At 66.0% G+C, this 25047-nt stretch carries 21 protein-coding genes; 13 read left to right on the forward strand and 8 right to left on the reverse strand.

What is annotated here, in order from left to right; genetic code table 11:
• Nucleotides 1-26: 26 nt before the first annotated feature.
• Nucleotides 27-1007: a YybS family protein gene (locus K410_RS0121840; protein ID WP_028136848.1), complete on the forward strand. Its 981-nt coding sequence runs from the start codon at nucleotides 27-29 to the stop codon at nucleotides 1005-1007.
• Nucleotides 1008-1059: 52 nt separating this feature from the next.
• Nucleotides 1060-1659: a 50S ribosomal protein L9 gene (gene rplI / locus K410_RS0121845; protein WP_028136849.1), complete on the forward strand. Its 600-nt coding sequence runs from the start codon at nucleotides 1060-1062 to the stop codon at nucleotides 1657-1659.
• 115 nt (nucleotides 1660-1774) lie between these two features.
• On the opposite strand, the gene K410_RS0121850 is transcribed toward rplI, so the two are convergent.
• The 3 genes from K410_RS0121850 to K410_RS0121860 all read right to left on the reverse strand — a co-directional run bounded on the left by K410_RS0121850 (nucleotide 1775) and on the right by K410_RS0121860 (nucleotide 3860).
• Complete coding sequence (locus tag K410_RS0121850) at nucleotides 1775-2242, reverse strand: PaaI family thioesterase (protein ID WP_028136850.1); 468 nt, start codon at nucleotides 2240-2242, stop codon at nucleotides 1775-1777.
• 11 nt (nucleotides 2243-2253) lie between these two features.
• Complete coding sequence (locus K410_RS0121855) at nucleotides 2254-2850, reverse strand: TetR/AcrR family transcriptional regulator (RefSeq protein ID WP_028136851.1); 597 nt, start codon at nucleotides 2848-2850, stop codon at nucleotides 2254-2256.
• A 107-nt stretch (nucleotides 2851-2957) separates the two neighbouring features.
• The gene (locus K410_RS0121860) at nucleotides 2958-3860 is read right to left on the reverse strand and encodes a hypothetical protein (RefSeq protein WP_028136852.1); all 903 of its coding nucleotides are present in this window, start codon (nucleotides 3858-3860) and stop codon (nucleotides 2958-2960) included.
• Between the two features lie 291 nt (nucleotides 3861-4151).
• On the opposite strand from K410_RS0121860, the gene K410_RS0121865 reads away from it, so the two are divergent.
• The 3 genes from K410_RS0121865 to alr all read left to right on the forward strand — a co-directional run bounded on the left by K410_RS0121865 (nucleotide 4152) and on the right by alr (nucleotide 9052).
• On the forward strand, nucleotides 4152-5402 hold the full coding sequence (locus tag K410_RS0121865; protein WP_028136853.1) for a cyclopropane fatty acid synthase: 1251 nt from the start codon (nucleotides 4152-4154) through the stop codon (nucleotides 5400-5402).
• Between the two features lie 821 nt (nucleotides 5403-6223).
• Nucleotides 6224-7729 (forward strand): replicative DNA helicase, encoded by a 1506-nt coding sequence (locus K410_RS0121875; RefSeq protein ID WP_028136855.1) that lies wholly within the window; start codon nucleotides 6224-6226, stop codon nucleotides 7727-7729.
• A 51-nt stretch (nucleotides 7730-7780) separates the two neighbouring features.
• Nucleotides 7781-9052, forward strand: coding sequence for an alanine racemase (gene alr / locus K410_RS0121880; protein WP_028136856.1), 1272 nt, complete (start codon nucleotides 7781-7783; stop codon nucleotides 9050-9052).
• Nucleotides 9053-9183: 131 nt separating this feature from the next.
• On the opposite strand, the gene K410_RS0121885 is transcribed toward alr, so the two are convergent.
• The gene (locus tag K410_RS0121885; protein WP_028136857.1) at nucleotides 9184-9405 is read right to left on the reverse strand and encodes a cysteine rich repeat-containing protein; all 222 of its coding nucleotides are present in this window, start codon (nucleotides 9403-9405) and stop codon (nucleotides 9184-9186) included.
• 40 nt (nucleotides 9406-9445) lie between these two features.
• Here K410_RS0121885 and K410_RS0121890 point away from each other — a divergent pair, with 40 nt between their 5' ends.
• Nucleotides 9446-10216, forward strand: a complete 771-nt coding sequence (locus tag K410_RS0121890; RefSeq protein WP_028136858.1) for an exodeoxyribonuclease III — start codon at nucleotides 9446-9448, stop codon at nucleotides 10214-10216.
• A gap of 129 nt (nucleotides 10217-10345) precedes the next feature.
• Here K410_RS0121890 and K410_RS0121895 read toward each other — a convergent pair whose 3' ends face one another.
• Together K410_RS0121895 and treZ are read right to left on the reverse strand one after the other, a co-directional pair.
• The gene (locus K410_RS0121895; protein ID WP_028136859.1) at nucleotides 10346-11122 is read right to left on the reverse strand and encodes a potassium channel family protein; all 777 of its coding nucleotides are present in this window, start codon (nucleotides 11120-11122) and stop codon (nucleotides 10346-10348) included.
• An 87-nt stretch (nucleotides 11123-11209) separates the two neighbouring features.
• On the reverse strand, nucleotides 11210-13036 hold the full coding sequence (treZ, locus tag K410_RS0121900) for a malto-oligosyltrehalose trehalohydrolase (protein WP_245269424.1): 1827 nt from the start codon (nucleotides 13034-13036) through the stop codon (nucleotides 11210-11212).
• Between the two features lie 282 nt (nucleotides 13037-13318).
• Here treZ and K410_RS0121905 point away from each other — a divergent pair, with 282 nt between their 5' ends.
• The 3 genes from K410_RS0121905 to K410_RS0121915 all read left to right on the forward strand — a co-directional run bounded on the left by K410_RS0121905 (nucleotide 13319) and on the right by K410_RS0121915 (nucleotide 16784).
• Nucleotides 13319-13600, forward strand: a complete 282-nt coding sequence (locus tag K410_RS0121905; protein ID WP_028136861.1) for a DUF3606 domain-containing protein — start codon at nucleotides 13319-13321, stop codon at nucleotides 13598-13600.
• Nucleotides 13601-13623: 23 nt separating this feature from the next.
• Complete coding sequence (glgX, locus tag K410_RS0121910; protein WP_028136862.1) at nucleotides 13624-15861, forward strand: glycogen debranching protein GlgX; 2238 nt, start codon at nucleotides 13624-13626, stop codon at nucleotides 15859-15861.
• Nucleotides 15862-16058: 197 nt separating this feature from the next.
• Entirely contained in the window at nucleotides 16059-16784 is a 726-nt protein-coding gene (locus tag K410_RS0121915) for a sulfite exporter TauE/SafE family protein (protein WP_028136863.1), read from the forward strand.
• A 10-nt stretch (nucleotides 16785-16794) separates the two neighbouring features.
• On the opposite strand, the gene K410_RS0121920 is transcribed toward K410_RS0121915, so the two are convergent.
• The gene (locus K410_RS0121920; RefSeq protein ID WP_433994205.1) at nucleotides 16795-18846 is read right to left on the reverse strand and encodes a putative bifunctional diguanylate cyclase/phosphodiesterase; all 2052 of its coding nucleotides are present in this window, start codon (nucleotides 18844-18846) and stop codon (nucleotides 16795-16797) included.
• 17 nt (nucleotides 18847-18863) lie between these two features.
• Complete coding sequence (locus tag K410_RS0121925) at nucleotides 18864-20012, reverse strand: ABC transporter substrate-binding protein (RefSeq protein WP_049820156.1); 1149 nt, start codon at nucleotides 20010-20012, stop codon at nucleotides 18864-18866.
• 193 nt (nucleotides 20013-20205) lie between these two features.
• On the opposite strand from K410_RS0121925, the gene radA reads away from it, so the two are divergent.
• From radA to K410_RS0121945, 4 genes are all read left to right on the forward strand, one after another.
• On the forward strand, nucleotides 20206-21651 hold the full coding sequence (gene radA, locus K410_RS0121930; RefSeq protein WP_028136866.1) for a DNA repair protein RadA: 1446 nt from the start codon (nucleotides 20206-20208) through the stop codon (nucleotides 21649-21651).
• 167 nt (nucleotides 21652-21818) lie between these two features.
• Nucleotides 21819-22448: a CvpA family protein gene (locus K410_RS0121935; RefSeq protein ID WP_028136867.1), complete on the forward strand. Its 630-nt coding sequence runs from the start codon at nucleotides 21819-21821 to the stop codon at nucleotides 22446-22448.
• Between the two features lie 27 nt (nucleotides 22449-22475).
• A complete protein-coding gene (gene purF, locus K410_RS0121940; RefSeq protein WP_028136868.1) occupies nucleotides 22476-23999 on the forward strand; it encodes an amidophosphoribosyltransferase in 1524 nt (507 codons plus the stop codon).
• A gap of 140 nt (nucleotides 24000-24139) precedes the next feature.
• On the forward strand, nucleotides 24140-24880 hold the full coding sequence (locus K410_RS0121945) for an SDR family NAD(P)-dependent oxidoreductase (RefSeq protein ID WP_028136869.1): 741 nt from the start codon (nucleotides 24140-24142) through the stop codon (nucleotides 24878-24880).
• Nucleotides 24881-25047: the final 167 nt, after the last annotated feature.

Here is a 25047-nt window from a genome sequence, read left to right on the forward strand (position 1 = left end):
ACCGCTCGAAGGGAGCGGGACAGCTGATGATGGCTTTTGCACTGATTGGCCTGATCGCCGGCGCTGCGTCGGCCCTGATGTTCGCCTCGATCATTTCGGGCGCGCTGATCTCGCTCGTCCTGTTCTATCTCGCTCCACTGCCGCTGATGGTCGCCGCGATCGGCTGGGGACCGCTTTGCGCCAGCCTCGGCGGCATCGCTGCTGCAATCAGCCTCGGCGCCCTGTTCGGCCTGCCCTATGGCATCGCATTCGCCCTCACCGTCGCGCTGCCGGCCTGGTGGCTCGGCCATCTCGCCCTGCTCAGCCGTCCGGTGGGAGCTGTCGCGCCGGAGGCTGCCGCGGAACCCGCCGCCGCACCTGAACTCGAATGGTATCCGGTCGGCCGCATCCTGCTGTGGCTCGCCGGCTTTGCCACGCTGACCACGTTGGCTGCCCTGCTCACGCTCGGGACCGACGCCGAGACCATCCTCGGCACGCTGCGGCGCGGCCTGATGCGCCTCCTCCGCGCCACCGACCCGCAGACCTCCGGCGAAGCCGGTCAGTTCGTCGACGCGCTGGTGCGCATGGCTCCGGCCGGGGCCACCGTCATCGCGATGATGACGCTGACCCTGAACCTCTGGCTCAGCGCCAAGATCACCGCCACGTCGGGCCGGCTGCGGCGCCCGTGGCCGGACTTGAAGACGGCGGAGCTGCCGCCGATGACGCTGGTGGCGCTCTGCGTCGCGCTCGCCTTCTGCTTCACCGGCGGGCTCGTCGCGATCGTCGCTCAGATCACCGCGGCTGCGCTGATGATTGGCTACGCGCTGACCGGCTTCGCCGTGCTGCACACCCTCACGCTGGCGCTGAAGAGCCGCACGTTCTGGCTCGGCTCGACCTATGCCGTCGTGGTCGTGTTCGGATGGCCCGTGATCGCAATGGTGATCCTCGGCCTTGCGGACGCCATGTTCGGCTTCCGCGAACGCTTCCTGCGCAGCCGGCAGCAGCCGCCGCCGCTGCCGACCCCCTGAGTTCAACCCCGAAAACCGAAAACCCACAGAGCACTTCAATAGGAGAACGAATATGGAAGTCATTTTGCTGGAACGCGTCAACAAGCTCGGCCAGATGGGCGAAGTCGTGAAGGTTCGCGACGGCTACGCCCGCAATTTCCTGCTCAAGCGCGGCAAGGCGCTGCGCGCTACCGCCGACAACCGTGCCAAGTATGACGGCATGAAGGCCGAGCTCGAGGCCCGCAACCTCCAGGCCAAGGGCGAAGCGTCCAAGGTCGCCGAGAAGATCAAGGACAAGAACATCATCGTGATCCGTCAGGCTTCCGAAGCCGGCCAGCTGTTCGGCTCGGTCACGGTGCGCGACATCGTCATGGCGTTCGAGGCCGACGGCGTTCACCTCGACCGTCCGCAGGTGCAGCTCGACGCGCCGATCAAGACCATCGGCAAGCACACGGTCATCGTTGCCGTTCACCCCGAGGTCGAGGTCGAGATCACCGTCACGGTTGCGCGCAGCCAGGACGAGGCCGAGCGCATCAACCGCGGCGAGGACATCTCGACCCGCAACGAGGACCGCGACGCGGCCGCCGAGGCGATCGCGGCCGCCGGCGAGTTCTTCGATCCGGAAGCCGAGCACGACGAGGTCGCCCCGGCCCCGGCCGCGGAAGAGAAGTAAGTTCAAATGTCGTCATTCCGGGATGGTCCAAAGGACCAGACCCGGAATCTCGAGATTCCGGGTTCGATGCTCCGCATCGCCCCGGAATGACGAGGCCTACACAAGCCCGGCTGCCTCACGCGGCCGGGCTTTTCGATTTGACGGCGACGTCCTCGCTGAGCATCGCAATCGAAGCCAGCGCGGTCGCCGTGTGCTTCTCGACGCCATCGCTGAGGCAGAACACATCGGCGGCAACCACCGAGACCTGACGGCCCGGCTTGATCACCCGGGCACGGCAGATCAGCTTCTCGCCGACCGCGGGCGACAACAGGTTGAGCTTGTATTCCGCGGTCAGCGCCGGCTGGCCGCGCGAGGTGGCGGCTGCGATCGTCGTGGCGTTGTCGACCAGGAAGGCGGTGACGCCGCCGTGGAAGAAGCCGTGCTGCTGCAGCAGCTCCGGCCGGTGATCCACGGCAATCGTGCAGGTGCCGCGCGTCAATTCCGACAGCTCGGCGCCGACCAGGTTCATGAAGCCCTGCCGGCCGACATTGGCATGAATGTGCTCGGCAACGGCCGCGAATTCCGGATCTGCTTCGGCGCGCATGCAATCTCTCCTTAGTGTTTGTTGATGCGATCGTGTGGCCGTAGCGCACGGATGGCGCAGGCGATCAGCGTGTCGGCCTCGGCGCGCGGATCGGCGCGGTCGCGTCCCGACAGGAAGGCGCGGCAGAAAATCTGCGCCGGACCGATGAGCTGGCTGACGAACATCGCCGGCGTCATCGGCAGGAGCTCGCCGCCTGCAACCAGCGGCGCGCGCCAGCGCTCGATGCCGTCGGCAAGGCGTGCATTCTGCGCGCGCTGGGCGTCGCGGACGTCCTCGCCCCATTCGCTGCGCGAGATCTCGAACAGGTAGCGCGCCTCGCGCCGGCTGGTCACGACCCAGTCAAGATGTGCCCGGATCAGCCGATCGATGCCCTGCTCCGCCGCGGGCACAAGATCGAGCGCGGCCAGCACCGCGGCGTGATATTGCCGCAAGACCTCCAGGAACAGCGCACCGGCAAGCTCCTTCTTTGAGCCGAAGGCGTGAAAGAAGCTGCCATTGGAAGCCCGCGCCCGGGCACGGATCGCGGCCACCGTCGCGGCTTCGAAGCCGACGCGGTCGAACACGGCCAGCCCGGCTGCCAACAGGTCGTCTCGCACGCTCGCCGCCATCGGCGCCTCCTAGAGCATTACTCTAGAGTGACACTCTAATGCCGTCAATACGATGCGAAGGCCGCGACGAACGCGGCCTCCGCATGTCGAGCGAAAAACGGGCTGGCTTATCGCGAGATCGGCGGCGCTGGCGGGCCGGAGGGCCCGGCGGGCGCGGGAGGCGCGGTCGCGGCGGGCGATGCCGGTTCTTGCGGCTTGGCCGCCGGTTCAGAGCTGGCGGCCGGCGCAGCAGGCTTGGGAGCTGCCTCTTCCGCCGACTTGGACGCAGGCGGCTCGGCAGGCTTCGCGGCCGCCGGTGCAGCGGGCGTTACCGGGGGGACAGGATCGGGCCGTACCGCCGGGGTCTCGCTGCGGGGTTCGACCTTGGCGCTGTCGGGCTTGGCCTCGTCGCGGCCGGGCTCGACCTTGGCCGCGTCCGGCTTCGGCTGCGGCGCGCTCTTCTTCTCGTCAGCTGCTGGCGCGGCGGCGTCGGCCTTCGGCGCCTCCTCGGTGCCGGGCTTGTCGCGGCGCTTGCCTTTGCGCCCCTCGGGCGCAGCCTGTGCCTCGGGCTTCGAGCCGTCCTCGGCCGGTCGTGTCGCGCGCTTCTGGCGGGCGCCCTCGGCCGCGGGCGCGGCAGCCTCGCCGTCCGGCCTGGCATCCTGGGCGCGCGGGCGACGCCCGTGAGGCTCGGGATTGCTGCTCGCGTCCTTGTCCTTGGCGCCGTCCTTCTTGCCGTCCTTGGCCTGGTAGCGGGTATCGGTGGCACCGTTGGAGACGAGATAGGAGGCAAGAACGCCCGCCATGTCCGAGCTCGTGGTGTAATGCTGACGCAGGAAGCCCGGCAGCGAACCCGGCGCGACGGTCTTCAGAAGCCCGCGGGGGCTCTTGTGGCAGGCATTGCAGGTCTGGGCGAACAGCTGGGACGGGGTTTTGCCGGCCTCGAGATTCGTCGGCTGCGCAAAGACGGTATCGGTCGCGCCGAAGCCGATCAGAAGCAGCACCGTCGCGAGGCTGAGCGCTCGGCTCGACATTCCCAACATCTCCATTGATTCCGAGAGGTGCAGCCGGCCTCCGGGGCGGCGGCGGGTCACCTTTTATCCGATTGAGCCGCGAATGGAAGCAGCCTCCGCGCGCAAGGATGTGATTAAGCCCTTTTGGAATATCGGCTGTGAACACAGCGCAATAGCGCAGCCGGGCCGCCCTCCCTAGATTTGGATGCAAACGCATAGGAACCAGAGCGGGACCTGAGCGTCCGATGTGAAGGCCGGGTTAGTCGCATCGTTAGTCGCATCTCTTGGGGTTCGCTCGAGAGGAAGGTGGCGATGGACCGATTGTTGCGTAAATTCCTATCCCAATTCATCCGCCGCGGGTCGATGACGGTGACCGGCTCCAGTGGATCGACATTCACCGTCGGCGACGGCACCGGCGAGCCGGTGGCGGTGCGCTTCGTCACTGCGGAGGCGGAGCGGAAGATCCTCGTCAATCCCGAGCTCGGGCTCGGCGAGGCCTATATGGACGGCGAGTTCGTCGTCGAACGCGGCACCATAGCTGATGCCCTCGCAATCCTGCTCGATCAACCCGACCTATTGCCGCAGTGGGCAAAACCGTGGTGGCACCTGCGCTACCTGGCGCGGCACCTGAAGCAGTTCAATCCGCGCTCGCGCTCCCGCCGCAACGTCGCGCATCATTATGATCTCGACGCACGGCTGTATTCGCTCTTCCTTGACGCCGACAAGCAATACAGCTGCGCCTATTTCGAGACGCCGGAGACGACGCTCGACGACGCGCAGCTCGCCAAGAAGCGCCACATCGCCGCCAAGCTGCTCGTCAGGCCCGGACAGCGCGTGCTCGACATCGGCTCCGGCTGGGGCGGGCTCGGGCTTTATCTCGCCGAGACCACCGGCGCCGATGTCACCGGCGTGACGCTGTCGACCGAGCAATTGCAGATCGCCAATGCGCGCGCCGCGGAAAAGGGCCTGTCCGGCTCGGCCCGATTCCTGCTCCAGGACTATCGCGACGCCGAAGGCCCGTTCGACCGCATCGTCTCGGTCGGCATGTTCGAGCATGTCGGCGCCGGCTTCTACGATACCTATTTCCAGCGCTGCGCCGAGTTGCTGAGCGAGAATGGCATCATGCTGCTGCATTCGATCGGCCGCTCGCAGGGCCCGGATTCGACCAACCCCTGGATCTCCAAATACATCTTCCCCGGCGGCTACATCCCGGCCTTGTCGGAAGTGCTGCCGGCGATCGAACGCGCCGGCCTCTTGGTCTGCGATATCGAGATCCTGCGCCTGCACTACGCGGAAACGCTGAAAGCCTGGCGGGAACGTTTCATGGCGCGCCGCGAGGAGGCCGTGCAGCTCTACGACGAGCGCTTCGCGCTGATGTGGGAATTCTATCTGGCGGCTTGCGAGATGACGTTCCGCAAGCAAGCCATGATGAATTTCCAGATCCAGCTCACGCGCCGCCAGGGCGTGGTGCCGATGACGCGTGACTACTTGCCGCGCGAAGAAGCCCGGCTGCGCGCCCGCGAAGGCGTGGCTGGACCGAGGCTCAAGCTGGCTGGTGAATAGATCCTAGTGGCGCAGGGTCGAAATCCGGGGGAAACCGCACCAGGGCCGTTAACGCCAGTTGCGCCCGCAGTTCCAACAGGATTTCGGGTGCGACCGGCCGGCGACGCACGTCGGGCCGTTCAGCGTGCTCCATGGCCGCAATCAGCCCCGACAGCCAAAGCCGGCTACCCGCCTCGCTCCGCCACGTCTGGGGCTGCCAAGTCTGGGACTGCCAAGTCTGGGACTGCCAAGTCTGGGACTGCCAAGTCTCGGGCTGCCGTTCTGGCCGCATCGCTTGCCTCGTTCCCTGTGGCGGGTCGCGGGAAACAATCCCCGTCCCGTCCGCCTGTTCCGGTCCTACCCCCGAAAATATCCGGGAAGATGTGATCCACTTCACATAAGTCTGGTCGGCCTTGGCCTAGATCGTCGCCATGAGCAAAGAGACCCAAACCTCGCTCGACGTGCAGGACGACCTCCGCACCGATTACGCCCTGATCGCCACCGGCGTCGGGGCGGCTCTGGTTGCGCTGGTATACCTCCTGCTGGTCTGAAGCCGAGCCGAATGCGGCCAGCGTGCGCAGGTCGCACGCCTCTTGGTTACGTCTGCGCGCCAATCCAAAAAGTTCACGGTTTCAGGATTTTCCATGGCGCGGTCGCGGCCACTTCAGGCCGGGGGCCGGTTCCGCAAAATCCGTCAAGCGCGGCGCGTGCTGAGGCTGCCAGTCATCCACCGCTTTCACTGAGCGGTTGATAGCGGCCAGCTTTCGCTTCCGCTTTGACCTCCGGCGGCGCTTTATCCCGGCCCCGCATCCGCCCAAGAAAATTGCTAAGCACGTCCGACCATGGCCCTGACTGATTCGAACGTTCTCAAACTCGCGCCCGATGCCGGAACTCCCGCCTATCGGAGCGCACCGCACAATATCGAGGCGGAACAGAGCCTTCTGGGCGCGATCCTGGTCAACAACGATGCCTTTTACCGCGTCTCCGACTTCCTGGAGGCGAAGCATTTCTTCGAGCCGCTGCATCAGACCATCTTCGAGACCGCCGGCAGCCTGATCCGGATGGGCAAGATCGCAACCCCGGTCACGCTGAAGACGTTCCTGCCCGCCGACACCGATGTCGGCGGCATGACCATCGGGCAATATCTTGCGCGGCTTGCCGCCGAAGCAACCACCATCATCAACGCCCAGGATTACGGCCGCACCGTCTACGACCTGTCGCTCCGGCGCGACCTGATCGGCATCGGCGAGGACATGGTCAATGTCGCCTATGACGCGCCGGTCGATTTCCAGCCCCGGGCGCAGATCGAGGACGCCGAGCGCAAGCTTTACGAACTCGCCGAATCCGGCCGCTATGACGGCGGCTTCCAAAAATTCTCGCAGGCGTTGACCGTCGCCGTCGATCTCGCCGCCAAGGCGTTCCAGCGCGACGGCAAGCTGTCGGGCATCTCCACGGGCCTGCGCGACCTCGACACCAAGATGGGCGGCCTGCAGCATTCCGACCTCATTATCGTGGCGGGGCGTCCCGGCATGGGCAAGACGTCGCTGGCCACCAACATCGCCTACAACGTCGCCAAGGCCTATGTACCGGAGCTTCAGGCCGACGGCACCATGAAGGCCGCCAACGGCGGCGTGATCGGGTTCTTCTCGTGCGAAATGTCCGCCGACCAGCTTGCGACGCGTATCGTCGCCGAGCGCACCGGCATCCCCTCGTCCCACATCCGCCGCGGCGGCATCACGGAAGCCGATTTCGAGAAGATCCGCCAGGTCTCGATCGAGCTGCAGTCGCTGCCCTTCTACGTCGACGCCACCGGCGGCCTGTCGATCGCCCAGCTGATGGCGCGCGCGCGGCGGCTGAAGCGCCAGAAGGGCCTTGATCTGCTCGTGATCGACTACATCCAGCTGCTGTCTGGTTCAGGCAAGCGAAGCGACAATCGCGTGCAGGAGATCACGGAGATCACGACCAGCCTGAAGGCGCTGGCCAAGGAGCTCAACGTCCCCGTCATCGCGCTGTCGCAGCTCTCGCGCCAGGTCGAATCGCGCGACGACAAGCGGCCGCAGCTGTCGGACCTGCGTGAATCCGGCTCGATCGAGCAGGACGCCGACGTCGTGCTGTTCGTGTTCCGCGAGGAATATTACCTCGCCATGAAGGAGCCCCGCCCCGGCACCGAGGAACACGCCAAATGGCAGGCCGACATGGAGCGCACGGTCGGCCGCGCCGAAGTCATCATCGGCAAGCAGCGTCACGGTCCGACCGGCACGGTCGAGCTGCACTTCGACGCCTCGGTCACCCGCTTCGGCGACCTCGCGCATGACGGCCAGCTGCCGGACCGCAGCAGCGACTACTAGGTTCCCCGGGTTGAACCGCGCGGGTCTCTTGCGTAAAACGGCGCCATGACAATGGCGTCCGACCCAAAATCCCTTTCGCAATCCGGCCTTCTCTCTGCCGAGGCCAACCAGGCCGCCGCGCTCGCCGCCTATGGCGGCATCCTGACCGTCGATCTCGATGCCGTCATCGCCAATTGGCGCAAGCTCGAGAAGACGGCGGTGCCGGCCGAATGCTCGGCGGTGATCAAGGCCGACGCCTATGGCTGCGGCGCCGCCGAGGTCGCGCGTGCGCTGAACAAGGCCGGCTGCAAGACCTTCTTCGTCGCCACCATCGAGGAAGCGCGCAAGGTGCGCGCCGCCGTTCCCGAGCCCACCATCTACGTGCTCGGCGGCTATTTCCAGAACACCGGCGAGCACTACGCCAAGATCAATTGCCGCCCGGTGATCGGCGATCTCAACGAGCTCGCCGAATGGGACGTGTTCTGCCGCCGCACCGGCTGGAACGGAGGGGCTGCAATCCACATCGATACCGGCATGAACCGGCTCGGCCTGACGCTGACCGAAGCGCAGGCCATCATTCCCCGCATCAACGCCGGCGATCACGGCATCACGCTGGTGATGAGCCATCTGGTCTCGGCCGAGCAGCTCAACAGCCCGGTGAACGCCCGGCAGCTCGCCGCCTTCCGCAGCATCGCCAGCGAATTCGCCGGCGTGCCGGCCGCGCTCGCCAATTCCTCCGGCATCTTCCTGGGCGCGCCCTTCCAGTTCGACCTGGTGCGGCCGGGGGCTGCGCTCTACGGCGTCAACCCGACGCCGGAGGCCGACAATCCGATGCAGCAGGTGGTCGATCTCAAGGCGCGTATCGTGCAGACCCGTAGCATCGAGCGCGGCGAGAGCGTCGGCTATGGCGGCACCTGGACCGCGCGGCGGCCGACCAAGCTCGCGATCATCGCAGTCGGCTACGCCGACGGCTATTTCCGCGCTGCCAGCTCCAATGACGGCACCCGCGGCGCCGAGGTCATCGTCGCCGGCAAGCGCTGTCCGGTCGCGGGGCGCATCTCCATGGACCTCATCGCGGTCGACATCACCGATCTGCCGCCGAACGCGGCGCGGCGCGGCCATATGGCGACGCTGCTCGGCGAGGGCATCACCGTCGACGAGCTCGCGCATCATTTCGGCACCATCGGCTATGAGGTGCTGACCAGCCTCGGCCACCGCTATGCGCGCATCTACAAGGGCGGCAATGTGGAGGAGCCGCTGGTGAAGCCGGCTGCCGTGAGCGGAGCCGAGCTGCCGCCCGCCCCGCCGCCAGTCGAGCAGCCCCCGCCGCCGCTGCCGGGCTAAGTTCTCGTGCCCCGGACGCAGCGCAGCGCTCCTTTAGCGGTGCGCTGCAGAGCCGGGGCCCATCTTTCGACCGTGAGCGTGTGGCCTTCTGGATCCCGGCTCGCGCTGCGCGCGTCCGGGACACGGAACGCTTACTTCTTCTTCCTGTTGTCCAGCGCCTCTTTGCAGGTCGCGCTGAGCTGATCGCGCTTGTCGGTGAGGCAGGCGACGACGCGGCCGCCACCGGGCGCGATGCCGGCGCAGAATTTGTCGTAATCTGCCTTGCACGCGCCGCGCGGGTCGGACGATTGTGCCGACGCGAGCCCGGAGAGCGCGACAGCTGCGACGATAGCGGCAAAGTTCAACTTGGACATTGTGTCTCCGGGTACGGAAGGCGGGAGTCGGCAGCTCTACATGAAGATCGCGACATTCAACATCAACAACATCAACCGCCGCCTGCCCAATCTGTTGGCATGGCTGCGCGCGGCGAAGCCCGATGTCGTCGCGCTTCAGGAATTGAAGGCAAGTGATGGCGAATTTCCGGCGGCCGCGATCGAAAAAGCCGGTTATGGCGCGGTGTGGCGCGGACAGAAGACCTGGAACGGCGTCGCCATCCTCGCCCGCAAAGCCGCGCCCATCCTGACTCGCGACCGCTTGCCCGGAAGACCCGGCGACCACGAAGCCCGCTACATCGAGGCCGCCGTGCGCGGCATCATCGTCACCAGCATCTATCTGCCCAACGGCAATCCGCAGCCGGGACCGAAATTCGACTACAAGCTCGACTGGTTCGCGCGCCTCAAGCGCCACGCCAACACTTTCATCCGGCAGGATCTGCCGGTCGTGCTCGCCGGCGACTACAACGTCGCGCCCACCGAGATCGACATCTATCCGACGCGCTCATGGGACAAGGATGCGCTGGTCCAGCCCAGGAGCCGCGCGGCCTATGCCTCGCTGGTCTCGCAAGGCTGGTGCGATGCGATCCGCGAATTGCATCCGGACAAGCGCATCTACACGTTCTGGGACTACAAGCGGAACCGGTGGCCGCGCGACGCGGGCCTGCGGCTCGATCATCTCCTGCTCAGCCCCGCCCTGGCCTCACGGCTGGCGAAGGCTGGCGTGGACAAGAAGGTCCGCGGCGATGAAGGGGCCAGCGATCACGCGCCGGCGTGGGTGGTGCTGCGGTGACGGCCCATGCCCAAAATTTGAAAAACAACCCCATGCACAGTAGCCGGCCCCAGTCGATTCAATGGGTTAGCGCCCGCGATTTCGGCTCATCATGGAGGGGTCCAACGGCATCATGCCCCGAGACGGGCCTCACACCGCGCCTTCGTCCGGAATATTGAGAAGCCTGCCACAAGCCTTGCAATGCACGGCGTCGGCATCATGCCGCTGGAGCCCGCAGGCCGGACACGAAAACCGCACCTTGTTGGGACTGAGCAGCGCGCGGGCAAGATTGAAGAACAGGGTCACCCCGAAGATCATGATCACGACCGTGATGAGACGACCGACCGTACCCGGCAGGGTGATGTCTCCGAAGCCGGTCGTCGTCAGCGCCGTGACCGTGAAATACAGCGCATCGGCATAATTGTGGATCTGATCATTGCGAAACTTCTGGGTCTCGTAAACGATCCCGGTCATGACGAAGATGAAAACGGCGAGGTTGGTGACGGCGAAGATGACCTCTTCGTTGCGACGAAAGAACGGAGAATCGATGCGCAGCCGCACCAGCATCTGATAGTCGCGCAGCATCCCCAGCGTTCGCAGGATCCGGAGAAACCCGCCCGCCTCGCCGGCAAGCGGTGCCAGGAAGGATACGATCGCAACCATGTCGGCCCAGGTCGCGAGCTGACGGAACCTCCGCAACGGATGCCGGCCGACCAGGAGCCGCGCCGAGAAGTCGGCCAGCAGCAGCAGGCCGAACACAACGTCGAGCGCTTCGATGATCTCGCTGGGATGCAGGAACGAGGTGGCAATGATGAACAACACCGTCACGATATCGAACGCGAGCAGCGCATAGCGGAAGCGCACGCCGCTCGGCGTTGCGCCCTCGTACAGGCGGCGGACTTTGCTTCTGAGAGACGAGACGGTCACTGCATCATGATCGCGGTTTGCACGGATGATTGCAACCGGCAGCGGGCCCCGCAAGATTGTACCGCCATCAGGCCGGGATTGCGCCGGTCATGCCTGACCAAGTCGTACGATGATGTCGCCAGGCCGCAACGCTCGTTCGTCTGCCGGCCCGCCGCGCCACAGGCATTCGCCTGCGACCAAAGCCGGCATCGGCAGCGGATGGTCGGCGAAGTTGGCGACGATCTGCAGGGTCTCTCCCCTCCTCGTCTGCCAGCGCACATCAATCGCGCCCTGACGAGGATCGCCGCCGATCAGCTCACGCTGCGCCGAGACGAAACCTTGCTCGATCAGCGGCACGATCCTCTCGCGCCGGATCGTCAGCAATCGCGTGGTCAAAGCCCGAAAGCCCGCGCAGCCGGGAGAATGATCGATGCTGCTCCAGTCGAGCTTCGAGGCGTGAAAAGTCCCCTCATCGCACGGGTCCGGAATCCTGGCGCGCATCTCGGGGGTCGAAAACGCCTTGAAGTGCGAAAACTCCCTGCGCCGCCCTTCCCGCGTCAACTCGGCCGCTTCTCCGGTCCAGTCTGCGAAGAACAGGAACGGGGTTTCGACGGCAGCTTCCTCACCCATGAACAGCATGGGAATGTGCGGATTGAGCAGGACCAGCGCCATCGCCTGGCCGAGCTTGTCCGGGCCGACCAATCGTGACAGGCGCTCACCCAGAGCCCGGTTGCCGATCTGGTCATGGTTCTGAGCGAAGAAGATCGTGGCGTCCGGCGGCAGATGCGCACTTGGCTCGCCGCGTCGCTCGTTGTGAGGGGCGAAGACTTCACCCTGATAAGCAAAACCCTCGGTGAGCGATCGCGCCAGGTGCTCGAGCGGCTTGTCCGCAAACGCGCGGTAATAACCCTCGTCTTCTCCCGTCAGCAGGACATGAAGCGCATTGTGGAAATCGTCGCCCCATTGGGCGTCGTAATATTTCGGGCGTCCCGCCACGCGATCGAGCAGGTGCGCCTGATTGGCTTCATTCTCCAGCATCAGATGCACGCGCCGGCCCGGCAATTCGTGCCTGACGGTCTCGGCAAGCTCGATGAGGAAATGCCGCTCGGAATCGTCCTTCAGGGCGTGGACGGCATCGAAGCGCAGCCCGTCGAAGCCGTAGTCGCGCAACCACATCAAGGCGTTCTCGACCAGGAACTCTCGCACGAACGCGCCGTCGCGTCCCTCCAGGTTGACCGCCGGTCCCCAGCCGGTGGTGTGACGCTTGTTGAAGAAATTCTCGGCGTAGCTGTGCAGGTAGTTCAGCTGCGGGCCAAAGTGGTTATAGACCACATCGAGATAGACCATGATGTCGAGCGCGTGGGCGGCCCGCAACAGCCGCTTGAGATCGTGCGGACTGCCGTAGCGGGCATTGGGCGCGTTCAGCAGCACGCCGTCATAGCCCCAATTGTGCCGGCCGGGGACATCGTTGACCGGCATCAGCTCGACGGCAGTGATGCCGAGATCGCGCAGATAGGGCAGTCGCTTCTCGACGCCCGCATAGGTCCCCTCCTCGCTGAAGGTGCCGACGTGCAACTCGTAGATGACGGCCTCCGCCCATGGACGCCCCGGAAAAGGGATGGGATCCCGCAGCGCCGCCGTATCGACCACCTCGCTTGCCGCGCCGACGTCATCCGGCTGGAAGAACGAGGCAGGGTCCGGGACGATCAGGTCCTCGTTGATCCTGAACTGATAGCGCGTGCCGGCTCGTGCGGTCGGGCTGAGCATCTGATACCAGCCGTCGTCATCGCGCGACATCCGCCGCGGCGGCCGGCCGGTCTCCAGCAACTCCACCGATCGGGCCGTCGGCGCCCAGAGGTTGAAGCTGACGCCATCATCGACGATCTGAGCGCCGTGGCGCCGGGCCTGTCCGGCTATTCCCAGTGTCCGAATCAAATCTGTCCGCCTTTCGCGCTCACATGATCGCAGGCATGCATCGGCGAAATGCGGTTCGAGCGAGACGTTCCGATCGCTTCAAGGATGCCCGCGAATGAAAAGCGGGCGTGCACTCATTCGTTCCTCGCCATGGACGTGAGCCCGGCATGGGGCGGCCTCCTGGAGTGGCCTTGCGTCTCGATGCCTCGGTCAGCGCGGCCGACGCCGGCGGGCGCCGTTCGCCCGGCAACTGGAACGGAATCATCGGGCAACGGTTACGATCACACACAGGAGTTGCCCGCCATGCGCCGCCCGACATCAAAGCCGATCCGCAACAAGCTCGACCTGACCGATCGCGCCCATATGCGCCTCGTCCGAAAACGGTTGGGCCTGTCCGATGCCGAGTTGACCGCGATCGTCGGGCGGATCGGCAATTCAATCGCCGCGATCAGCAAGGAGGCCGCCCAGCAGCGCGCCAGCGTCCTGCCCAAGCCTGCCGACGTGCCGCCGGCGGCCGTGATCGCCTCGGCAACGGCGGCCGAACAGGCCGCGACTGAACTACCAGCAACAACGCCGACGTCCTGACCGGATCGTCATCGGGGGCAGACATGGACCAAAAGACGCAATCAGACGACGCCCTGACGCGGGCGGCGTCGAGCCTGCGCCGATCGCGGGTCACCGAGGGCAAACCGTTTCCGCTCGGCGCCACATGGGACGGCCTCGGCGTCAATTTCGCGCTGTTCTCGGCCCATGCCACCAAGGTCGAGCTCTGCCTGTTCGACGACGATGGCGAAACCGAGCTCGAGCGGGTCGAGCTTCCGGAATACACCGACGAAGTCTGGCACGGCTATCTGCCCTCGGCCCGTCCCGGCACCGTCTACGGCTATCGCGTCCATGGGCCGTACGAGCCTGATGCCGGCCACCGCTTCAATCCCAACAAGCTCCTGCTCGATCCCTACGCCAAGCAGCTGATCGGACAATTGCGCTGGGGACCCGAGCTGTTCGGCTACCGGCTCGATCACGCCGACAAGGACCTCTCGTTCGACGAACGCGACAGCGCGCCGTTGATGCAGAAGTGCCGCGTCATCGACCCCGCCTTCACCTGGGGCGCGGCGCGCAAGCCCGAAGTGCCCTGGGAGCGGACGATCGTCTACGAGATGCACGTCAAGGGCTTCACGCAGCGGCATCCGCTGGTGCCCGAAGCAGACCGCGGCACGTTCTCGGGGCTCGCGCATTGGGAAATCCCCGCTTATCTGCGCTCGCTCGGGATCACCAGCGCGGAGCTGCTGCCGATCCACGCCTTCGTCGACGACAGCTACCTGGTCGATAAGGGTCTGCGCAACTACTGGGGCTACAATTCCATCGCCTTCTTCGCGCCGGAGCCGCGTTATCTGAAGACGCCGTTCGCGAACGAGTTCAAGGAAATGGTCAACCAGTTCCACGCCCATGGCATCGAGATCATCCTGGACGTCGTCTACAATCACACCGCGGAAGGCAACGAGCTCGGTCCGACGCTGTCGTTCAAGGGCATCGACAACGCCAGCTATTACCGCCTGCTGCCGGACCAGAAGCGCTACTACATCAACGATACCGGCACCGGCAACACGGTGAACCTGTCGCATCCGCGGGTGCTTCAGCTGGTTGCGGATTCCTTGCGCTATTGGGCAAATGAGATGCGGGTCGACGGCTTCCGCTTCGACCTCGCCACCATTCTGGCACGTGAGCCCTATGGCTTCGACGAAGGCGGTGGCTTCCTCGACGCCTGCCGCCAGGATCCGGTGCTCTCCAGCGTCAAGCTGATCGCAGAGCCATGGGACATCGGCCCGGGCGGTTATCAGGTCGGCCAGTTCCCGCCGGGATGGGCCGAGTGGAACGACAAGTTCAGGGACACCGTGCGTGCCTTCTGGAAAGGCGACGAGGGATCGATCGCGGACTTCGCCAAGCGCGTGTCGGGATCCGGCGATCTCTTCAACAAGCGCGGACGCCGGCCCTGGGCCAGCGTCAACTTCGTCACGGCCCATGACGGTTTCAACCTCAACGATCTCGTCTCGTACAACGACAAGCACAACGAGGCGAATGGCGAGGACAATCGCGACGGTCACAGCAACAACCATTCCTGGAATTGCGGCGCCGAGGGACCGACCGACGACCCTGAAATCATCGCGCTGCGCGAACGCCAGAAGCGGAATCTGCTTGCGACCATGCTGCTGTCCCACGGCACGCCGATGCTGCTGGCCGGTGACGAGTTCGGGCACACCCAGAACGGCAACAACAACGCCTATGCCCAGGACAACGAGACCACCTGGCTCGACTGGATGGGCATCACGGCAAACGGCCGCGGCCTTCGTGAATTCACACGCAAGCTGATCGCGACGCGCAAGGCCTTCCCGATCCTCTATCGCAGCCGGTTTCTGGTCGGCTCGCACAATGAAGAGCTCGACGTCAAGGACGTGACCTGGCTGTCGCCCTCCGGCGACGAGATGACCAGCGAGCAATGGGACGACGGCAACGCCAAGTGCTTCGGCATGGTGCTCGACGGACGTGCCCAGGAGACCGGCGTCAAGCGCCGCGGCTCGGACGCAACGATGCTTCTGGTCTACAACGCTCATTACGACGTCGTGAACTTCACACTTCCGCCGGTCACCGACGGGAGCCGCTGGCTGGGACTGATCGATACCAATCAGCCCGAGGCCCAGATGCCCGCGTTCGAGTTCGGCCACGCTTACGCGGTGACTGGACGGTCGCTCGTCGTGTTCGGCCTCGCCACCGAGAGCGCGGCGACGCGCCGCCTGCGACAAGGTCTCGGAGCCCTGCTCGACGTCGTGGAAGCGCCGCTGCCCGGCTAAGGCATGATCCGGAAAAGTGCGCAGCGGTCTTCCGCAAAGATCATGCTTAAACAACAACCTAACGCGCGATGACGATCCATCTTGATCGCATCGCGCCTTAGGGTTGCGGCTTCGCCGGAAGCCCACCAAGCCGCGCCCCGGCATCGCCCCCGCCGGCCCGTCCGGCTAGACTGCTCCGATTCCCGGAGCGTCCGCCTTTGGCCTTTCTCTTCGTCCTCGCCGTCGGGCTCGTCGCCGGCACCATCTCAGGCATCGTCGGCACCGGCTCGTCGATCATGCTGATGCCGGTGCTGGTCTATGCCTACGGGCCGAAGGAAGCCGTGCCGATCATGGCGGTGGCGTCCGTGATGGCGAACTTCTCGCGCATCCTGGCCTGGTGGCGCGAGGTCGACTGGCGGGCCTGCGCGGCCTATTCGGTCACGGGCATTCCGGCCGCGGCGCTCGGCGCGCGGACGTTGCTGGCGCTGCCGTCGCACGCCGTCGATCTCGCCATCGGCGTGTTCCTGATCGCGATGGTGCCGGTGCGGCACTTTCTGGCGCGGCACGAGCTCAAGGCCAATCTCTGGCATCTGGCGCTCGGCGGCGCGATCATCGGCTATCTCACCGGCATTGTGGTCTCGACCGGCCCGCTCAGCGTGCCGCTGTTCCTGTTCTATGGCCTGTCGAAGGGCGCCTTCCTCGCCACCGAAGCCGCCGCCTCGCTCGGCCTCTATTTCGCGAAGTCGGTGACCTTCGAACGTTTCGGCGCGCTGACCGGCGAGGTCTTCATGAAGGGCCTGATCGCGGGCGCCTCGCTGATGTCGGGCGCCTTCCTCGCCAAGCGCTTCGTGCTGCACCTGAAGCCTGACATGTTCCGCCTGCTGATGGACGCGATCATGATCGCAGCCGGGCTCTCCATGCTGTGGAACGCGACGCAGACCTAGCCAGCTGCGCTCAGGCGGCGAATTCGGGCGCGATCGGGGGACTGCCGGCGAGGACGCGGGGCTCGACCGCCGGCTGCGTCTGGAGCCATCGCAGCACGGCGTCGAGCGGCTGCGGCCGCTGATAGAAATAACCCTGCCCGAACCTCACCCCCATCTCGCGCATGGCCGCGGCCTGTTCAGCGTGCTCGATACCCTCGGCAACCAGCGTGAGCCCCAGGGTGCCGGCGAGCGATGCAATCACGCCGACGATGGCCTTGTCTTCGGCGCTATCGGGAATCTCGCTGATGAAGGCCTTGTCGATCTTGACCTTGTCGAGCGGGAAGTGCCTGAGATGCGCGAGCGAGCTGTAGCCGGTGCCGAAATCGTCGAGCGCGATGGTGGCACCCAAGCGGCGCAGCCGATGCAGCGTCTCGGCGGCGCTGGCGATGTTGTTGATCAGCGAGCCCTCGGTGATCTCGAGCTCCAGCAGCGAGGCTTCAACATCGAAGCGTGCGCAGGTCGCGCGCAGTGCGGCGGCGAGCGAATGGTCGGCGAGCTCGGACGGCGGCAGATTGATCGCGATCCGGATCTGGGGCCTGCCGGCGGCGGCCAGGCGTTGCAGTGCCCAGCAGGCATCCGTCAGCACGTAGCGGGTCAGCCGCCCATTGTTGCCGCTGCGCTCGATCAGCGGCAGGAATTCGGCCGGACCGATCACGCCATGGTCGGGATGACGCCAGCGGATCAGGGCTTCCAGGCCGACGACCTCGTGGCTTTCGAGGTCGACCTGGCTCTGGTACCAGACCTCGAACTGTCCCTCGGCAAAGCCGGCGGGAATGGCGAGCTCGAGATCCCTGCGGCGGCGGTAGTCGCGCTGAAGCGCTTCATCCAGCACGGCAACCGTGCCCGGCGCCTTGCTCTTGGCATGATAGAGCGCGATGTCGGCCAGCGTCGGCAGATGCGACAGCTCCGGATCGTCGGCGCGGCGCACGGCAAGGCCGATGCTGGCGCGCGGCACCACCTGCTTGTCGTGGAGCCGGATCGGCTCGGAAATGGCGGCCAGCACCTGCTGTGCGAAGGCGTGCGCCGATGCCTCGTCGCTCACCTCGGGGCGGATGACGACGAATTCGTCGCCGCCGAGCCGGGCGACCCAATCCTCCGCTTCGACCGCGCTGCGAAGACGCTCGGAAATCTGAACCAGGAGCCTGTCGCCGGCCTCATGGCCGAAAGTGTCGTTGATGCCCTTGAAGTCGTCGAGATCGATGAAACAGAATGCGACCAACGCGTCCGCTCGGCCGCGATGGCGGCTCGCGACCGCCAGGCGCTCGGTCAGGGAGCGCCGGTTGGGCAGCCCGGTGAGCGGATCGTGCGCGGCCATGTGTCCAAGCCGGTCGAGCGCGCCTGACGTCGTATGCTGCATGGCATTGAAGGCGCGCGCGAGCTGGCCGAATTCGTTCGAGGATGTGACGTCCGCCGGATAGGCCCGGCCATCCTGCTTGCTGCGCTGGATCGCCGACATCATGGCGGCGAGCGGCCGGCCGATGAAGATGTTGGCGGAGATCCGCATGGCGATCAGGGTCGCAAAGGTCGCGAGCAAGCCCACGATAAGCAACAGCACCAGCCGGCTGCCGGCGTCGGCGTAGAGCGCCGCATTGGAATAGGCGATCGCGATGCGGCCGGCCTCGGCGGCCATGTTGCCGTTGCTGTAATGGATCGGACGCGAGACCTCCAGGGCCGCATGGCGTTCGGGGCGCGCCGCCACGCGGGCAATCGCCGCGCCCGTATCGTCATAGACCGCCGCCGCCGCGATGGTCTCGTCGTGCATGATCTCGTTGAGCACGCCCGTGACCTGGTCGTAGCGCATCTTCCAGAGCGGCTCGGCGATCAGCTCGGCCCGGCTCTCGGCGAGGCGGGCCATGCGGGCGTCGAGCTGCCTGACCTGCGACCAGAAGCTCGAAGCCTCGACGCCGGCGGAGGCGAGCAATTGCACCAGCAGCAGGACGGGCACCGTGGCCCAGATCATGGCGCGAACAACCGAGCGCAAGCGCTGCGGTGCGGCCTGGTCGTTGCGTTCGGGACCGGTCATCGCCTCATCCTTGCGCATCAATCGGCGGCGCCTTCGGGAAGCGGCAGGGACGAAATCAGCGCATCGAGTGAGAAGTCGTAATGACCGCAGCGTCCCGCCTTCGCCCGGAAGCGCGCGAAGTCGATCCGGTCGAACGCACGTGTCTTGATGAGGTCGCCGACCGAGCCGAGATTCTGACGGGTGATCGCCGAGGTCTTGACCTCGACCCGGGGCGAGACGCCTGCGAAATCGCAGCCGTCGGCATAGTCGCGCAGCAGGACGATCGACCAGCCGCCGAGCAGGAAATGCCCGCCGTCGGTCAGCAGCAGGCGGCCTGTCCCGATCTCGCGCAGCGCATCCTCCGACCAGTTGAGGCCGACCAGCTGGATGTCGCGGCCGGGCATGAGGCCGGCGGCGACCACCGCGCGCAGCGCGCCGAGCGCCATCGGATCGTTTCCGGCCCAGATGCCGGCGGGGCGGATCTCCTTGCGCGCGGCCCAGCTCAGATAATTCGTGGTGACCCGCTCGGCCTCCGATTGCGTCCAGTTGGCGAACAGCAGCCGGTCCACCACGACGTCGGGGGCGGCATCCACCGCCAGCTTGAGACCTGCGTTGCGCGCGATCGAGGCGGGCGTGATCTCGTCGCCGCCGATACCGAGAATGTGGATCTTGCCGTCCGCGCTCTGCCATTTCTCGGCACGCGCCGTCGCGATCAGGGCGTTGGCCATCCGCGCGCCCGCGGTCTGGAGATCGGTCGTGATGTCGCCGAGCCAGGTCTTGAGCTTCTGCCTGGGCGGTCCGAGACGCGCCGCATCCTCGCCGATCAGCGTGTTCGAGAGCAGCAGCGTCTTGACGCCGGCAGCCTCGGCCGCCTCCAGGATCGGAACGGCGGCGGATTCCTCGTTTGACAGGATGAGGAAATCGGGCTTGTCGCGACGTGCCAGCACGCCGAGGCCAAGCTCCTGCATGGTGCGATAATTGCGTTCGCTGGTCAGCACCTCGACATGGGCGTCGAGCTTGCGGCCGGCGGCCTGCATGCTCTGCCCGACCATGTCCCAGAACACCTCGCCGGACTTGCCGGGATTGACGAAGACGATCTCGAGCGGCTTGGCAAGGCTGGCGCCGGCGGGCGCGAAAACGCCGCAGGCCATGCCCGCAGCGAGCAATATTCGCAGGAATCTCGTCATGTCTCGTCGCCGCCCCCCGATGGTTCCGAAATTGGACCCGCGTCCGCTAACACTTCGCAAAATCCACCCGGTCACAGCGGTACAGGGCTAATGAAAGTATAACTGGCGTACCGGGCCGAGATCTTCGAAGCGCCGGCGATCACCCCGCCATTCCGTGCTATCAGCAAGCCGAAACCTCGACTCATCCGGTCCCATGGCCAAGAACACACTCTCCTTCGTCTGCCAGAACTGTGGCGCGGCCTATAACCGCTGGCAGGGCAAGTGCGAGTCCTGCGGCGAATGGAATACGCTCGCGGAAGAAGACACCAGCGGCAGCGTGCCGGTCTCGATCCGCTCCAAACGCAAGGGCAGAACCTTCGCGCTGGAGAGCCTTTCCGGCAAGAGCCCGGATGCGCCGCGCCTGTCCTCAGGCATGGCCGAGCTCGACCGCGTCACCGGCGGCGGCTTCGTGCGTGGCTCGGTGCTGCTGGTCGGCGGCGATCCCGGCATCGGCAAATCGACGCTGCTGACACAGGCGACCAGCCTGTTGGCGCGCGCCGGCCATCGCGTCGTCTACATCTCCGGCGAAGAGGCGGTCGCGCAGGTGCGCCTGCGCGCCGAACGGCTCGGGCTGTCGGACGCGCCGGTGCAGCTCGCGGCCGAGACCTCGGTCGAGGACATCGTCTCGACGCTGTCGGAGGGCGCGGTGCCCCGGCTGATCGTGATCGATTCGATCCAGACCATGTGGACCGACACGGTGGAATCGGCGCCCGGCACGGTGACCCAGGTGCGCGCCTCGGCTCAGGCGCTGATCCGTTTTGCCAAGAGAACCGGCGCCGCCATCATCCTGGTCGGCCACGTCACCAAGGACGGCCAGATCGCCGGCCCCCGCGTGGTCGAGCACATGGTCGATGCCGTGATGTCGTTCGAGGGCGAAGGCTCGCAGCAATTCCGCATCCTGCGCGCGGTGAAGAACCGCTTCGGCCCGACCGACGAGATCGGGGTATTCGAGATGACGGGCCTCGGCCTGCGCGAAGTCACCAACCCCTCCGAGCTGTTCCTGTCGGAGCGCGACCTCGGCACGCCCGGCACCGCAGTCTTCGCGGGTATCGAGGGCACGCGGCCCGTTCTGGTGGAATTGCAGGCGCTGGTGGCGCCGACCTCGCTCGGCACGCCCAGGCGCGCGGTGGTCGGCTGGGATCCGAGCCGGCTCTCGATGGTGCTGGCGGTGCTGGAGGCCCATTGTGGGGTCAAGCTGTCCGGCCACGACGTCTACCTGAACGTCGCCGGCGGCCTGCGCATCCACGAGCCGGCAGCGGACCTCGCCGCGGCGGCGGCGCTGGTGTCGTCCCTGGTTAACGCGCAATTGCCGACCGATGCGGTCTATTTCGGCGAGATCTCGCTGTCCGGCGTGGTGCGCCCGGTGGCGCAGACCCCGGCCCGGCTGAAGGAAGCCGCCAAACTCGGCTTTCAGCGCGCCGTACTGCCCGAATCGGCGCGCGGCGAGAGCGGCGGCGATGCCGGATTGTCGCTGAACGCGATCAACAGCCTGACGACTTTGGTGGCCGAGATCGCGGCTCGCGGCTCCCGCCGCGGCGAATCGAGCGCGCCGGCCGAGAAAAATGCCACACCGGCAAGATTCCACCGCGGAGAGGGCTAGGCGGAGGTGACGCCGAAGGCCTCCGCCGCTATACAGCCGTCACAAAAGCAGCATGGGATTGCGTGGTTGCGGCCTTGCCGGGAACGCCGTCTGCCCCTCTTTTAAGGCAGCGGCCAAGCACCGATTCGCCAGAGCACCTTTGAAGTACGAGCGGACCAGACCAGCCGATGCCAGTAACCATCCTCGACCTGATCCTGCTCGGTGTGATGCTGATTTCGGGCCTGCTCGCCATGGTGCGCGGTTTCATGCGCGAAATCCTGTCGATCGCGGCCTGGGGCGCGGCGGCGATCGTGACGCTGTATTCGTTCTCGAAGCTGCTGCCGACCGCCAAGACCTATTTCAACAACGACACGGTGGCGAGCGTCGTCGTGGTCGCGGGCGTGTTCATCGGCACCCTCGTCGTGGTCTCCGTGATCACGGTGCGGATCTCCGACATGATCCTGGATTCGCGCATCGGCGCGCTGGACCGCACTCTCGGCTTCCTGTTTGGCCTCGCTCGCGGGCTTTTGATCGTCGTGGTCGCGTTCCTGTTCTTCACCTGGCTGGTGCCGGACAAGCAGCGTCCGGACTGGGTCACGGGCGCCAAGTCCCGCGTGGTGCTGCAGGGAACCGGCGATTGGCTGATGGCCCTCTTGCCTGACGACCCCGAGAACACCATCTTGAAGAGATTCAAGAAAAACAAACCAGATGATGATCAAGCTGATTCCGAGCAGCAGCCTTCGGGCAGTGGCGACGGATACAGTAAACCTGCTCGTGACAGTTTGAAGAAACTGATCGAGAAACCTGCGGCGCGTTGATTGCCCTTAAAGAGAGGCGCGGACGAGATGCGACACCCTGACCAGGACGCCCAATTCGATCTCGATCCACACGCCGGCCCCGGGCCGGCCGCGCTCGAGGTTCAGGACGATCTGGAGGGGGACACGCTGCGCGAGGAATGCGGCGTCTTCGGCATCTACGGTCACCCCGACGCCGCCGCCATCACCGCGCTCGGCCTGCATGCGCTTCAACACCGCGGCCAGGAGGCCGCCGGCATCGTCTCCTACGACGGCGGCCGTTTTCACAGTGAGCGCCGGCTCGGCCTCGTCGGCGACACCTTCTCCCGCCGCGAGGTGATCGACCGCCTGCCCGGCAACATGGCGGTCGGCCATGTCCGCTATTCCACCACCGGCGCCACCATCCTGCGCAACGTGCAGCCGCTGTTCGCCGAGCTCAATGCCGGCGGCCTCGCCGTCGCCCACAACGGCAATCTCACCAACGGCCTGACGCTGCGCCGCGAGCTCGTCAGAAGCGGCGCGATGATGCAGTCGACCACCGACACCGAGGTGATCCTGCACCTGGTCGCGCGCTCCCGCCGCAGCCGCTTCATCGAGCGCTACATCGACGCGCTGCGCGAGATCGAGGGCGCCTATGCACTGGTCTCGCTGACCAACAAGAAGCTGGTCGGCGCGCGCGATCCGCGCGGCATCCGTCCGCTCGTGCTCGGCGAGCTCGACGGCTGTCCGATCCTGACCTCGGAGACCTGCGCGCTCGACATCATCGGCGCGCGCTTCATCCGCGACATCGAGCCGGGCGAGGTCATCGTGTTCGACGAGAACGGCCAGGACATCCACAAGCCGTTCCCGCCGATGGCGCCGCGTCCCTGCATCTTCGAATACATCTACTTCTCCCGGCCGGATTCCATCGTGCACGGCCGCTCGGTTTACGAAGTGCGCAAGGCCTTCGGGGCCCAGCTCGCGCGCGAGAGCCACGTGCCGATCGACGTCGTCGTGCCGGTGCCGGATTCCGGCGTGCCCGCCGCGGTCGGCTACAGCCAGCATTCCGGCGTGCCGTTCGAGCTCGGCATCATCCGCAACCATTATGTCGGCCGCACCTTCATCCAGCCGACCCAGGCGATCCGCGAATCCGGCGTGCGCATGAAGCATTCGGCCAACCGCGCCGCGATCGAGGGCAAGCGCATCATCCTGATCGACGACTCGCTGGTGCGCGGCACCACCTCGAAGAAGATCGTGCGCATGATGCGCGATGCCGGCGCCAAGGAAGTGCATTTCCGCCTCGCCTCGCCGCCGATCCTCTACCCTGACTATTACGGCATCGACCTGCCCGACCGCGGCGGCCTTCTGGCGGCGACGCATTCGCTGGAGGAGATGCGCGAGATCATCGGCGCCGACTCGCTCGCCTTCCTGTCGATCGACGGCATGTACCGCGCCATGGGCGAGCCCGGCCGCGACCCCGCCAATCCGAAATTCTCGGATCATTGCTTTACCGGGGCGTATCCGACCCACCTCACCGACCAGACCCAGACCGAGCAGCAGCCGCGGCAGCTGTCGCTGCTGGCGGAGGCGAGCTGACGAAGGGGCGTTCGCGCGAGCCCGTCAGAGGCTGTCTTTTCGTCATGGCCGGGCTTGTCCCGGCCATCCACGTCTGTAATACCCGCCGCAAAGAACGTGGATGCCCGGGACGAGCCCGGGCATGACGGAAGTATTCGACGATGACAAAACCCCTCGCTGACCGCATCGCTCTCGTCACCGGCGCCTCGCGCGGCATCGGCTATGCCACGGCTCTCGCGCTCGCCAAGGCCGGCGCGCATATCGTCGCCACCGCGCGCACGCAAGGCGGGCTGGAAGAGCTCGACGACGAGATCCGCAAGCTCGGCGGCAGCGCCACCCTGGTGCCGCTCAACTTCACCGATTTCGACGGCATCGCCCGGCTCGGCGCCGGCCTGCACGAGCGCTACGGCAAGCTCGACATCCTCGTCGGCAATGCCGGTGTGCTCGGCCCCTCCTCGCCTATCGGCCATATCGAGCTGAAGAGCTTCACCGACGTGATGGCCGTCAACGTCTCCGCCAACTTCCAGCTGATCCGCTGCATGGAGCCACTGCTGAGGCAGTCCGACGCCGGCCGCGCCGTGTTCATCACCTCGGGCGCCGCCAACAAGGCGACCGCCTATGTCAGCCCCTACGCCGCCTCCAAGGCCGCGCTGGAAACATTGGCCCGCGCCTGGGCGCAGGAGACCGCGAACACCAAGCTGCGCGTCAACCTGTTCAACCCCGGCCCGGTCCGCACCCGCATGCGCGCAACCCTGATGCCGGGAGAGGATCCCGCAACGCTCGACACGCCCGAGCAGGTCGCCGAGTTCATCGTGCCGATGTGCGCGCCCGACTGGACCGAGACCGGCAAGTTCTACGACTACAAGACCCGCACGCTGATGAGCTTCCGCGCGCCGGCCTGATTGACGCCATGGCGGTCGACGCCAAGGGTAACGTCTATACCGCCGAGGTCGACGCCGGAACGCGCCTCCGGAAATTCAGGCTGACATCGGACACGCTGAAATAGCGTCTCAACGCATTTTGCCCAAAAGTTAACCGAGTGATGACGCTACGACGCAGCGTCATCCGG

Origin of the sequence: Bradyrhizobium sp. 22 (assembly GCF_000482425.1) — a bacterium.
Lineage (GTDB): Bacteria > Pseudomonadota > Alphaproteobacteria > Rhizobiales > Xanthobacteraceae > Bradyrhizobium > Bradyrhizobium japonicum_B.